At 52.6% G+C, this 12,882-nt stretch carries 9 protein-coding genes; all 9 read right to left on the bottom strand.

Annotated features, from left to right (window positions below):
* Position 1 precedes the first annotated feature (1 nt).
* Positions 2-514, bottom strand: a complete 513-nt coding sequence (gene tssJ, locus IV04_RS03085; RefSeq protein ID WP_037397030.1) for a type VI secretion system lipoprotein TssJ — start codon at positions 512-514, stop codon at positions 2-4.
* Positions 507-872 carry a PAAR-like domain-containing protein gene (locus tag IV04_RS03080; RefSeq protein ID WP_037397034.1) on the bottom strand — a complete coding sequence of 122 codons (366 nt, stop codon included), beginning with the start codon at positions 870-872 and terminating at the stop codon, positions 507-509. The genes tssJ and IV04_RS03080 overlap by 8 nt, the downstream gene beginning before the upstream one ends.
* A 5-nt stretch (positions 873-877) precedes the next feature.
* Positions 878-1,495: a DUF3540 domain-containing protein gene (locus IV04_RS03075; protein ID WP_037397036.1), complete on the bottom strand. Its 618-nt coding sequence runs from the start codon at positions 1,493-1,495 to the stop codon at positions 878-880.
* The gene (locus IV04_RS03070) at positions 1,488-2,591 is read right to left on the bottom strand and encodes a pentapeptide repeat-containing protein (RefSeq protein ID WP_037397038.1); all 1,104 of its coding nucleotides are present in this window, start codon (positions 2,589-2,591) and stop codon (positions 1,488-1,490) included. The genes IV04_RS03075 and IV04_RS03070 overlap by 8 nt, the downstream gene beginning before the upstream one ends.
* 24 nt (positions 2,592-2,615) lie before the next feature.
* Positions 2,616-4,826, bottom strand: coding sequence for a pentapeptide repeat-containing protein (locus IV04_RS03065; protein WP_037397040.1), 2,211 nt, complete (start codon positions 4,824-4,826; stop codon positions 2,616-2,618).
* A gap of 16 nt (positions 4,827-4,842) precedes the next feature.
* Positions 4,843-7,191: a type VI secretion system tip protein VgrG gene (vgrG, locus tag IV04_RS03060; protein WP_037397043.1), complete on the bottom strand. Its 2,349-nt coding sequence runs from the start codon at positions 7,189-7,191 to the stop codon at positions 4,843-4,845.
* A gap of 246 nt (positions 7,192-7,437) precedes the next feature.
* Positions 7,438-10,029 carry a type VI secretion system ATPase TssH gene (tssH, locus tag IV04_RS03055; protein ID WP_037397046.1) on the bottom strand — a complete coding sequence of 864 codons (2,592 nt, stop codon included), beginning with the start codon at positions 10,027-10,029 and terminating at the stop codon, positions 7,438-7,440.
* 17 nt (positions 10,030-10,046) lie between these two features.
* Positions 10,047-11,018 carry a type VI secretion system baseplate subunit TssG gene (tssG, locus tag IV04_RS03050; RefSeq protein ID WP_037397049.1) on the bottom strand — a complete coding sequence of 324 codons (972 nt, stop codon included), beginning with the start codon at positions 11,016-11,018 and terminating at the stop codon, positions 10,047-10,049.
* Positions 11,011-12,858, bottom strand: coding sequence for a type VI secretion system baseplate subunit TssF (gene tssF / locus IV04_RS03045; RefSeq protein ID WP_037397052.1), 1,848 nt, complete (start codon positions 12,856-12,858; stop codon positions 11,011-11,013). Before tssF ends, tssG begins: the two co-directional genes overlap by 8 nt.
* Positions 12,859-12,882 lie beyond the last annotated feature (24 nt).

The raw sequence follows: 12,882 nt of genomic DNA, 5'->3' as shown, positions 1-12,882 counted from the left end.
ATTACTTTTCCTTTGAAACGACTGGGGGTGTATTGGCGAGCAGTATCAAACGACTGCCATCCACATTCACCACAGGGCTAAAATCAGCACGGGCAACAGATTTCAGTTGCATCAGGTTTTTGCCCTTACTGGCGTCTTGAAATTCAGCGGCAATCACCAGCCAGCGCTCTTGCTCGAAAGGGACTTCGCGCAGATAACTGCGAGTCTCCATCGGGGCCAGAATGTATTGGCTCACGCTGAGCACTTCACCGCCGATGTTGATATCAGTACAGGGAGTCCCTTGGTACAGCCCTGGTGGTGACCAGCCATCAAGATTGGTTTCGATGATGCAGACTTTCACCGGCTGTGCCTGACCATTGGTGCCAGGATTGATGCTCGGCGCCGCATTCAATTGCAGAGCAATCTGCCGCTGCTGTGGCGGGATTTCCGGTACGGAGGAAAACCAGCTGCAGCCGCTGAGCAGTGCCCATCCCATCAGAATGGGCAGCGAGTGGTAATGGAATCGATTACACATTGATAAAGAACTTCGTTTGGCTAGGGGCGATTTGTGTTGATGACGCATTGTGGTTATTGGTCATGCTCATATCTCCTAAACGTGTTGCCGGGCAGCCCTTAAGAAAGTATTTTGCTGAGCCTTGCATAGGGTCCATCTTGGCGGAATGGGTTCCAGAGGCCGCTCCCAGGATGCTGCCGGCATCAATGGTGGAAGTGCGAGTAGTGTTCAGATTCTGCTCATTACCACCGCAGCAGAAATAATTGCTGACGTTTCTTACGCCGTTGGTATTTGGCGCAGTATTGGATCCCGGGATCGGAATCATCGGAGTACATCCGGCAAAACTTGTTCCACCTGCACAGGTATTGGCTGCTGTCATTTGATTTACCCCATATGGATCTGGCCGCCGTCAATTCTCAGTACGGCGGAAGCGTTTAAGGAGCCGATGTGGCTGTTGATCAATAAACTTTGCTCAGCGTGCTGGCTGATATGGCGTGCTTGAACTTCGTCGGTGTTTTCTACCTGCCTGCGTGCGTGCTTGGCCTGCACAAACAGCGTATCAACCACTTGATGCAGGGTTTTCGCTACCCATTGGCTGATGCGTGCCACCACGGAAAAGTGGCCGGTATGGATTTCAACGCGTTCAGGACTGTGGATTTCTAAAGCGGGTGCCAGCAGGTGCAGCGGGACATTGCCGCTGTTCAACACCAGTGGCGCATCGGGCTGTCGGCGTTGCAGGATGGCGGTGACGAAAGCCTGATGCTGGTACAAAACCGCACTGACCCTATCGCCAGGCTGTGGTGCTATCAGGCAACTGGCCGCTGTTATCACCTCTAACTCCGCAAAGTGTTGCAGGCAAAGGTGGCCCTGGCTGTCGATCATGACCAAGTCGGTAATCATGTTCGGCATCAGATGTACCTGAGGCACCTTTTTCTGCGTGTGCGTAAATTGCGTGAAGCGTTCGGTACTGCGCGGTGGCGCAGATGAAATAAGTTCAGACATAACGACTAGCTCCTGAAGGCATAGGGGAAAGTGCGGTTCGGGTTTGTGGCCCAGGCTGATGTCGGTCATACCAACTGTCGATTTGCATGAGCAAAGGGTCTGGTAGGGTCAAAGGGGTATCCAGCGTTTGCAACTGTGCGCCGTGCAGACGGGTGGAATGGATTTTGCTGGCCTGTAACGATGAGGTGCGCAGATCACAACTGCGTAGGTCGGCGCGGCTTAAATTAGCCTGGGTTAGATCGCACAGTTCCAACTGAGCTCGTAGTAGAGAGGCTTGCTGCAGATCGGCGGCATTCAAGTTACAAGCATGCAGTTTTGCATCGCTAAAACAGGCCCCCTGCAATTTTGCTTGGGTGAAATCACAATGATCCAGGGTAGCTTCACCGAACTGTGCTGAACGAAGATTGCTGTTGTTCAGCCTGCATGCTTTTAACCGGGTTTTGTGGAAACTGGCGTTCTCCAAGGGGAGTTTGTGCAGATCAGTTTGCGTCAGTTCGCAACTGCTCCACACCAGCGTATCCCCGCTGATTTGCTGATAATGGCATTGATCCAGTGTGCAACAGCCCATAACCTGGCGGCTAATCCTTACTCGTTGCCAATCGGCCTGCGATAAAGTACAGCCATACCAACTGGCATCCTGTAGGCTGCCATCAATCATCTGCAGTTCTGCAATCGGGGTGTTGGCCACGGTGAGATAGGACAGTTGTAGCGCCTGCCAATAGACATGTTCCATCTGGCAGTTAGCTAACATCCAACTTTCAATCTGGCAGCGGCTCAGCGTACATTGCCGCCATTCGCTCTCTACATAACTAAGCTGTGAGGCTGATAATTGATCGGCATTAATATGGTGCAGGCGGTTGTAGCGGAAAGAGCAGTTTTCCACATTACCTGCCTGCATTTTAATCTGGCTAAAACGGCAGTTTTCAAAGTGGCAATCGCGGATGCTACCGTTATTGATGACCAGGTCTGAAAAGCTGCAATCAATAAAATAGACCTTGGAAAGCGCCAGCTTATTCAGGGTCCGCCCCTTGAAGTGTTTACCCACGATCCGCCGCGGTTCTTTCGGGGGGATCGTGGTGTACTCTAATTCGCTCATCCTATTCTCCTGTCAGAAGGTAATTTATGCCGGGACTTTGTAGCGTCGGGGGAGCCAATGGGTTTTCTCAAGCAGGCATTGTTCAAAGCGGGTGGCCAGATTCTGGCTGGTCATGCCCAGGTTCGCGCCAGCCAGGTTGCAACGCTGAAAGCAGGTATTGCGCAGATCGGCGTTATACAGAATGCCCTGTTGTAGGCTGGTGGATTGCCAGAGGCTGTGTGTCAGGCAAGCACCTTTAAGGCGCGATAAGGCCATGTCACAGGCCGTCAGGGTGGCCTGTTCCAGGTTGGCGTCATCGTAAACGCCCTCGGTCACTGAACAATGAAGAAACGTGCTGGCTTGCAGATTGGCTTTGGTGAACCCTACCTTGTCCAATGTACATTGCTCAAAATGGCTTTCTGAAAGATCGACCCCAAGGCCGGTGGTGAAGCTGGCGATCTGGCATTGCTTAAAGCTGACACCTTGCCATTGGCTGTCGATGAATGAGCTTTTCTCCAACGTGCTATCGACAAATTTGGCGTTCAAGCCTGTGCATTTTTCGAAAATGCATGAAGTTAACAAGCACTGCTCGTGTTGAGACTGGTTAAACAGCGTTTCGGAGTAGAAACCACCGTCTGCGGTACAACGTTCAAACTGGCTGAGGCTAAAATCACCTTGTTTAACAATACAGTGCTGCCAGCGGAAATCGGTGAAATGGCACTGGATGAGCCGGGTTGATTCCAGAGTGGTCTTTTCATACTGGCAGTCTTTAAAGCGGCTTTGACGGATAGAGAGCTCGCGCATAAAACAGCCGTTCAACCGTACGTTGTCCCAACAGGCATTTTCGATCTGGCAATGAAGAAACTGACAGCACTCAAAGGTGCAATCTGCCAGTGTGGCACCAGAGAAATTGCAGTTATTGAACGTGCAGTAGCGGAACTGCCGGTTTTGCAGCGTCAATACTGAGAAATCAGTGCCGTTGAACATCACGTTTTCTGCACTGCTTTCGTTGCGCTGCAGCCACAGGGTCCCTGCTTCATCGTCTTCGGCGGGGGGCGCTTTGACAACGGGTGGTAATTCTGGCTGTTGCTGTTGTTGTTGCTCAATGGCCTCGCGTACTTCGCGATAAAAGCGTTGGCTCTCTTCTGCGGGTTGCGGGGCTGCCCGGTACTTCTGGGAATAGGGGTGGTCAGCTAAATCGCGGATCACATTCAGCGGCATGTTGACGGGCATCAGTTCGCCATCGTTAAGGAAGGTAAAATTGGGGGCTCCCGCCAGGCTGCGGCGGGCATAGACCTGCTGATAATGTTCGGCTTCACGTAATGTCTGGACACCATCCAACCCGGCCAGCAGAGTGTGTACCGGTTCATCAAACAGATGAGTCAGGGGTACGCTGCCAGTGAAAACCAGTAAACCGATACTTTGATCGGGCAAGAGCCATAAGGTTTTACGCTGCAGTTGCAGCTCTTGTGGTACCGACTGGTGTTGCCGCCAGATAAAGGCGCGTGCCCGTACGGCAGGAAAAGTACCTGCTAATACCTCTCCCGCGGGGCGAAAGCCGTGGAGCTCATAAGGCGTTATATCAGGCCATTCGGCGGTTTTTAGCCACTGTGAAGGCGCTGCCATCTGGAAATAACGGTGATCGATATTCGGTGGCAACCCCGGAAAATACGTTTCCAGATAATGTTTATCCGTCATGCTGGAAGCCACATTATCGAGATAGTTTTTTCGCAGTTGGAAATCATGGGGGATCGGGGTTGGGGCCGCCAGCGGAGAGCGGGTAATCGCCGCTCCGTCAAAACCTATCGACATCAGCGTTGGATTGCGGTTGTCGTTGTAGCCGCGCCCGAGTGGGTTCTCTTTACAGTCTTTTCCTCCCCAGCTTTGTGTATGGTCCATGGGTATACGGTTAAAGGACTCAGCGTGAAGACCGGCTTTATGGCTTTCACCTTCAATACGCCAGCGGCGCACCAATGAGCCGACCTTGGCCTGAACGTCTAACGATCGCACCTCTTCCCCAATGCCTGCGTGTCCGGCTAATAAGAATTCTGCGAACGGTTTGGGTTCCGCACAATCCAGCATCTGGAATGAACGGGGGGCCGTTTGCAACGCATGCCAGATCTGGGGCGCGGTAACAAAGTGGTCGGGCACGGATAAATAACACCCCGCGACGATGCTGATCCCCAGAGCGCTTTCCCGTCCGATCTGATAGCTGTTTTTCAGTACGACCAACTGTTGTGGGCAAATGATGCGCATCTTTTATTCCCTTCGTTCAGTTTTTCATCTGCATGCCGCGAGTTTTCAGGTCAACACCTTTGTCTGAGTACTGCATGGCGGCGTAGCTGATATCCAAGCCCTTGGTACCGATGCTGCAACCGGTCGTGCTGACGCTATTGCCGGTGTTACTGACGCTGTTGCCAACCGAGCTGACGGTGCTGCCGGTGGTACTGATGCTGTTGCCAGTGGTACTGACGCTGTTACCGACCGTGCTGATGCTGCTGCCAGTGGTCGATATGCTGCTGCCAGTCATACCGACACTGCTGCCGACAATGCTGGTGGCGGAACCCGTGGTACTCATACTGATACCGGTTTTGCTGGTACTGCTGCCCACGCAACTGAAGGTGACACCAGTAAATGAGGCACTTTCCCCGGTCATGCTGGTGTTGGAGCCGGTCATACTGGTGCTTTTGCCGGTGACGCTGCTGCTGCAACCGGTCTGGCTATGGCTGCTGCCAGTAATACTGTTGCTGCAACCGGTAAAGGAGTTGCTGTTGCCAGTCAGGGAAGTGCTCATGCCGGTCATGCTGGTACTCATCCCGGTGAATGAAGTGCTCATCCCGGTGAATGACGTATTCACTCCGGTAAAGGAAGTACCAATGCCGGTAAAGGAGGTATTGATTAGTGTCAGGCTGGTACTCAGCCCGACTAAAGAGAAACTAACGCCAGTGGCTGAAATCCCCATTCCCTTGGCAGACATATCAAAGCCCGTTACGGAGAAGTTGACGTCTTTGTAGGAGACATGGTTACTGAACCAGTCAGTTTTGGTGCGTTCTACCGTTTCGTATTGATCCTGGCCAACGGCGGTGGAACAGTTACGTTCAATGGTTTTCTGTAAATCACGCTCTGCGTGCAGCATGACGCGTTCATTACTACGCTTATCGTCAAAGGTCAGTTGGCTCGCATGCTGCGGCTTGCCAAAGCGCAGCGATCGGGAGACAAAGCCTGAGTAATTGATCTGTTCCGGTAAACGGTAAGGCGGTGGGTTTTCTCCGTTATAGACGATCCCTGTCACCATAGGTCGATCCAGATCGCCATCAACGTAGTTAATCAAGACTTCCTGACCAACACGCGGCATAGCGAGAACCCCCCAGCCTTTGCCTGCCCATGCCTGAACGACACGGATCCAGCAAGAGCTGTCCTCTTCTGTGGTCTTATAGCGATCCCAGTGGAAGTGGACGCGAATACGTGCAAATTCATCAGTGTGTACTTCCGACTCACGAGCTCCGACGACGGTAGCGCTCTGCACCCCGGGAACCTGGGGGCGCGGGGTGACGCACAGTGGGCGATAAGCGATATCGTCATTGAGGGCCATAAAGCGGCAGGTTACATTACGTCCCTGACTGCCACTGTCAGGCCCGTCCTGCAAGAAGCTGTAATCACAGGCGATCAGTTTGAATGCCCGGTTACGATTATTATCCGGGTGTTGAACCAGAGAAAACGATCTCCCCGCCATCAGGCCGGTAGCATTACTTTCACCTGAAAGCAGTTGACCATTGCTTTGCATTGCTTCCAAACGCATGCGAGCAATGCTTTCTCCGTGTTGGGTATCGGTATAACCCGCAGCATAGTCGTACCATTCCAAGGGAACGCCTTGCAGATGCTGGCGGGATTGTTCGATATGGGTCTGCAACGTGCTGCGTGGGTTAAGGAAATCGAAGTCACGTAACACAACCTCACTGGCGTGGATACGTTGTGAACGTTGGAGACGTTGCACCCCTTCACGAATTGCGCGCATTTCTTCACTGTCTGGCAGAAAGCTCAATTGCGCATAGTTGCCTTCCAGCGCTGGAAACTGCTGCTTATCGGTAATCACCAGCGTATGTTTTTCATCGCTATGTTCGAAGTAATACCAAACTCCTTCGTCTTCCAGTAATCGGTTGATAAAGGCAAAGTCCGTTTCGGCAAACTGGACGCAATACTCGCGCAATGGGTAGTTACCGATCAGATCAAGGCGGTAATCTGCGAAGTTATAGCGGCTAAAAACCTGTTCAATAATGCTGATAATATTCAGGTCCTGAAATATCCGGCAATTACGGTTCTGCATCAGGAACCACAGCCAGGTGCTCAACTCCAGGCGATAAACAAACTGATTCTGCCGCTGCCCTTCATCATTGCCGGCCACCACATAGGTATAGAAAGTGCGGTGTCCCCCAGAGTCAGGCAGTTCAATTCTGACTTTGATAATTTCACCCAACAGACTGACCAGATCGATGTCCGAATCAGTAGCCTGAAATTCCAGGCTATATCCTGGGTTTTTCGACAGCCGTTCCTGGGTCGTAAAGCTGAGAGGAAAAGCGCCAAACCCGGATAGCAATTCATTCTCTATTTCGATTAAAGGCATGATGACCTCGTTTTTAAATAGTTTTTATACCCGTCATACTTCAAGTTGCTTGGGTGTTGGCTGCGTTACTCGGCCCATACTGGGCCTCACCCCTTCGGGGCCGCTGCGAGCAGCGTTCAAATCTGCTTTCGCAGATTTGTCACTCACCCCAGGAACGATCTTGAGTAAGCTCCTGGGGCTTCGCTCAGTTGCCGCCTACAAGCAACTTGAATTATTTTGGGTATATTTAATGGCCAGGAGCCGCGATTAAGAAAATTCCAGACTCAGATTGGTGTCTTCAATCATCAGTCTGATTTCCTGTAAAGAAGCGCTCTCATGTTTTCGCCGCAGCACTTCGTTACCGATTGCGGGTAATATTGTTTGGCGCAATAACTCTTCTACGGCACGCCCCCGGTTTGGATGGCTTGAGATGCGTTCAGCGATCCACAGAGGAATATCCCCTTCGGCAATCAGTGTGGCGCCAATCTCATGCGCTAAGCGGTGTTGCAAGCGTGCGAGATAATGGGCAGCAATCTGCTCCAAGGCGTTTTGCTGTAATGGCAGATAAGGAATGATGTTGACTCGCGCCAATAATGCCGGTGCAAAACGCGGCAGCAGAGCGTTATAGACAATAGGTTTGAGTGCCGAAAGTTTAATGGTGTCGTCGGTTTGGTAAGCCTGCTCAATCTCTTCTGCCCCTTGGTTGCAGGTCAGCAGAATGAAACACTGACGGAAGCTGACAATGCGGCCTTCCGCATCTTCCATCCAACCTTTGTCGAACACTTGATAAAAAGCGTCGTGAATATCGGGGTGAGCTTTATCAAATTCATCCAGCAGGATCACGGAATAAGGTTTACGTCGCACCGCTTCAGTCAGTTTGCCGCCTTTGCCATAGCCGACATAGCCAGGTGGAGCGCCTTTCAGCGTGGATAGAGTGTGTGCTTCCTGGAATTCACTCATATTAAAAGTGATCAGGTTGTGAGCACCGCCATACAACAGGTCGGCCAGCACATTGGCAGTTTCTGTTTTACCGGTGCCCGTTGGGCCAGCCAGCAGAAAGATGCCTAAAGGGCGATCCTGAGGTTGAATGCCAGCACGGGCCGTGCGGACAGCCTGCGCGATCTCTTTGATGGCACTGCCTTGCCCGAAAATATTCTTGCTCAGGTGCTGTTCTAAATTCAGTACGCACTCCAGGTCATCTTGCAACATTTTACCGCTGGGGATACCGGTCCAATCAGACAGGACTTCGGCGATCGTCTGCTCATCCACCCACGGATAAACCAGCGGGGCATCCTGTTGTAGTTCGGCCAGTTCCGGCCAGCGAGCATGTTCTGTTATTGCCTGGTTGTCCTCTGTGGCTGGCAGTAACGTTTTTACCAATTCTTGTTCGTGTTGATGGCGACGTTGCAACGCCGCCAACTCGCCTTCCAGCAAGGTGATTGCGTCTTCCACTTCCGTGAACCGCTCATTCACGGTGGCTCCTAACTGATGCTCTCTTTGCAGATAGAGGCGCTCAGTGTGCAGTACGGCAAGCCGTGCGGCCCGTTGTTCAATGGCCTGCGGTGCGGCATGTTGGCTTAACGCAACACGTGCGCAGGCGGTATCCAACAGGCTGATGGCCTTATCCGGCAACTGGCGTGAAGGCAGATTTCGTAATGACAGGCGTACCGCAGCCAGGATTGCGCCATCGCGAATGGTGACATTGTGATGTTTTGCAAAGTGTGGGGCGATGGCCCGCAGCATATCTACCGCTGTCGGCTCATTCGGTTCGCCAATCAGCACGCGTTGAAAACGGCGAGTGAGGGCTGAATCGGGTTCGATGAACTGTTTGTACTCTGACCAGGTGGTGGCGGCAATCATCCGCAGTGCTCCTCTGGCCAGCATGGGTTTGAGCAGGTTAACTGCATCACCGGTTCCTGCTTGGCCGCCCGCTCCGACCAGCGTATGGGCCTCATCACAAAACAAGACAACGGGGGTATCACATTGGCTGATACCGTCGAGCAAGGCTTTTAAACGAGCCTCGAATTCGCCGCGCATACTGGCTCCGGCCTGCATACGACCCAAATCGAGCGAAAGCAGGCGGGCTCCACGCAGGAGCGGGGGAACTTCGCCACTGGCTAGCCTTCTGGCCAGCGCTTCGACTACGGCGGTTTTACCCACGCCCGCCTCCCCGACCAGAATGGGGTTGTTCTGACGGCGACGTGACAGAATGTCGATCACTTGGCGCAATTCGGCTTCGCGGCCAATAACCGGGTCAATTTCACCGGCAGTGGCTTGGGCCGTGAGATCGATACACCATTTATCCAGCGCTGCCTGGCCTTCCGCCGACGGCTTACTCAGGCCGGAGGGGGTGTTTTGAACCCGCTCGTCTTGTTGTGCGTCTTCATGTTCTATCGAACTTTGCAGTAGGCTTTCATATTCCTGTGCAATTTGCGGGATGGGTAACTTTTTGAATTCGTCGCACAGGCGATATAGCCAGCGCTGATGCTGGGTATCATGCAATAATCCGAGCAGGATATGCGCGGTGCGGATTGAACGCTGTGCCCCCATGACCTGGCTCATCAGCAGGCCAGACTCCACGGCAGACTCCAGTCGTGAGGAAAGATCCTGTACTGAGGTATGGCTGTTAGGCATACATTGAATAATGTGGTCCAGGCGTGCCGAAATAACGGCTTGATTCAGCCCATAATGCGCCAAAAGCGCGGGTACATCGCCTTTTTGCTGGTCTACCAATACTTTTAACCAATGCTCAAGTTCTACATATTCGTGTCGGTAACTGCGGCAGAGCCGGGTTGCCTCAACAAAGGTTTTATAGGCGAAGGTGCCGAGCTGGTTAAAAAGGCGTTCACGCTGGTACATCTCTGTCGCTCCTCAAGTTAAGTAACCGTTCTGTAAAGCGGTTGAATATGTAAAGCCGAACCCGGTTTTAACCAGCAGTGACGGCTAAGATTGCCTTTACCAAGATGGCAGGCCATTTGGGGTGAGGTCTGGATGAGCAGATTCACATCCAGAATCATCCGGTGCCGCACGAAGTCATGGCACAGATGCACCAGGGTTTTCAGGCGTTCACTCCCCCGTTGATAGTTAAGATATTCAGTGGCAGACAACGGCCCGATGTTGACCACCAGGCTATGTTGGACGTCAAAAAAACGCCTCCCCATTCGGGTTGTTCCCAACCTCCCCATACGCTGGTTTTCGGTGTAATGGGCGTCCTCGATCCATAACCCTTTATGGGGTGTGAGGTGGATCGGAACGGCAAAGTAGTGCTTCAGGATTTCCTGCAATTTCCATAGAGAACCTTGGCCTGGCAGATAGGCACCGGGGAACAGTGTGCGAACCCGCGCGACGTGCGGATTTAACGGTTGTTTTGCAGTGACCCCCGCGATTTGACGGACGTGGTGTAGAAAAGGATTGGCTGTTGTCCGATCATGTCCCACCGCAACGTTGAGCTGTGACCAGGCGCGGTAATATAAAATAGCCATGCGCTGGCTGAGAATGCTGGCAAAATCCTGAAAAGCCCGATTACGTTTGGCCAATAACTCATTACGTGCCTGTTCTGTCACATGAATGGGCAACGGCCCATAAGGGGCAAACAAGCCGAAATGGCGGCAGGTGATAGTCACCTGCGGCCCATCCTCAACGTCACTGAGCCGTTGCCTGACATCGGCGACTTCGCGCGGAGCAAAGGCCATATCCGCAGGTTGAACGATCCGCAAACGCCGCTGGTTGCGTCCCCCTGAAGCGCCTAAACGGGGTTCGTTTGGTAAGGCGCGTTCAATACGGCGTAACAGCTCAAAGAAGTCCTGGCTGGCAGAAAGGCCAACAATCAGCGCGGGTGAACTAGACATGGCTGATAGGCCCCCAATGTGCAACGGCTTCGCCGTCAACCTTGACCCTCATGCGTAAGCTCTGACCCAACTCGCAGTATTCTGATAATGCGTGATGCAGGATCCTGGCGAACAGCAGAGCGCCTTTATCGCTATGGTGTTGGCTGTTTAAGTCGAGAGTCGCCTCAACGCCACGTACCCAGGCTAATGGGCCAGGAGCGGTGTAGCGTTCGAAGTTATGGCTGATGCTGGCATGGGTGAGGCTGGTAATGCGTTTATGGTGGCTGGCGTCACCTGGTTGGCAAAACAGCGATAACCAGTCTTTTAATAGCCCAGAACAGTCACTGACTTCGGGTTGTGCATAACGTAACGGGTTATTGGCGATCAGCTGCAGGGCACGCCAAGCTTGGGCGATGTCGGGTACGCCTTGTGGCCGTGAAGGTGAACGCAGCATCTCAACTGCACCAATAGGCAGTGCGATGTCCAATTGGAATTGCGAATGCTGTAATTGATTGGGGAGTAAATGACGTTCACAAACCATGGCCTCTATCGACAGCGATTTCACGCGGTCGATATCAAAACCGGTATTCCCCGGTGACAGGGAAATAAACAGGCTGTCATGGGGCATCATTGGCGAAGTTTTCTGGTCGTTTTTTTCTTTGAATTCACGTCGCCGCCGGATGCTGTATCCCCCGAGATTGTCGTCGTTGTCAAAATGTCCATGCCCATACAGGGGGGAGAATGGAATATTGCCCCCATCGGTTAGTAATCCATTGACGCTTAACACGTGGTGGATGGCATACAGGCGCGGATTCAGCTGATCGACGGTGATTGGGTATTCGACATGCTCATTATTGATAAGAACCGGGCTGCAACGGCGTTTATAAAGATTGATGATCGGCGTAGCAAACAGGCGAAAATCCTGTGCGTGGACGCGTTCGATCAAATGCAGTGGCCGTTGATTCAGGACAAACAGAATCTCGAAGCTGTGTACGCGTTCACCTTGCTTTAAAAAATCATTCAGGCCGTGCAGTTCAAGGCTGAAAAAGCGTGAAGGTGCGGCAAAAAACTCGCGTAGCAGACGGCTACCGGGCAGTTCGCTAAGATTGGTAGGGAGTAATGCTTCATCCTGGCTCAACCCTCCTTGGCGCAGTTGTTCTTTAGTAAGCACCTTAATCAACGGATGCGCTTCCGTTTTTGCCCAGACGACAATGCGTAGCGTGTGATTGAGCAACGTGCTCATCACCTGATTGGCATGCACGATATCCCCAGCCAACGTCAGGTTTAAAGGGGCGAGATCGAGTTCGGATAACGCCGCTACGCCTTGAGTGCTAAGGCGCAGTGCCAGGTGTGCCTGCCCATCGCGTAACTGGCTGGCCACCGCATGTGGCAAGTTGGCCGGGGGAGTGCTGTTACAATCGGCATGCTCAATGGTTACGGGTTGAATTTTCAGCGTGCGCCCGGTTGAAAAATTGGCCCGCCGATGGTTCAACGACCCATCGTTTAACGTCACGCGGCTTCCTTTCGGCAAGATAACGTGTGAATGCCATTGAGGAGAGGTCAGATCGGGCGTCATGGCGATGGTGGCAATTGACGGCAACGGGGTGTACCACAAAGGGGCCAGACGCCCGAGCATTTGCAGCGCAAATTCCGGGTGCTCGTTATTGAGGCGTTCCTGAATGCGCGAACTGAGGAATGCGGTACCTTCAAGCAAACGCTCTACAAAAGGATCGAGCACGCCATCAACATGTAATCCCAGATGCTGGGCAACCTGTGGATGCATTTGTGCAAAGCGTTGCCCATCTTCACGCAGGTAGCGCAACTCTTCGTTGTATAAAGCGAGAAAACTTTCGCTCAGCATAGTGGCCTGTTCCTTTTATCTCTG

This window comes from Serratia sp. Ag1 (genome assembly GCF_000743355.1).
Taxonomy (GTDB): domain Bacteria; phylum Pseudomonadota; class Gammaproteobacteria; order Enterobacterales; family Enterobacteriaceae; genus Chania.
This window is presented reverse-complemented; position numbering and strand designations above follow the sequence as displayed.

Excerpts from the sequence above, each read along its gene's own strand:
- IV04_RS03075 (WP_037397036.1), bottom strand. The coding sequence starts at position 1,495 with ATGTCTGAACTTATTTCATCTGCGCCACCGCGCAGTACCGAACGCTTC.
- vgrG (WP_037397043.1), bottom strand. The coding sequence starts at position 7,191 with ATGCCTTTAATCGAAATAGAGAATGAATTGCTATCCGGGTTTGGCGCT.
- tssH (WP_037397046.1), bottom strand. The coding sequence starts at position 10,029 with ATGTACCAGCGTGAACGCCTTTTTAACCAGCTCGGCACCTTCGCCTAT.
- IV04_RS03080 (WP_037397034.1), bottom strand. The coding sequence starts at position 872 with ATGACAGCAGCCAATACCTGTGCAGGTGGAACAAGTTTTGCCGGATGT.
- tssG (WP_037397049.1), bottom strand. The coding sequence starts at position 11,018 with ATGTCTAGTTCACCCGCGCTGATTGTTGGCCTTTCTGCCAGCCAGGAC.
- IV04_RS03065 (WP_037397040.1), bottom strand. The coding sequence starts at position 4,826 with ATGCGCATCATTTGCCCACAACAGTTGGTCGTACTGAAAAACAGCTAT.
- tssJ (WP_037397030.1), bottom strand. The coding sequence starts at position 514 with ATGTGTAATCGATTCCATTACCACTCGCTGCCCATTCTGATGGGATGG.
- IV04_RS03070 (WP_037397038.1), bottom strand. The coding sequence starts at position 2,591 with ATGAGCGAATTAGAGTACACCACGATCCCCCCGAAAGAACCGCGGCGG.
- tssF (WP_037397052.1), bottom strand. The coding sequence starts at position 12,858 with ATGCTGAGCGAAAGTTTTCTCGCTTTATACAACGAAGAGTTGCGCTAC.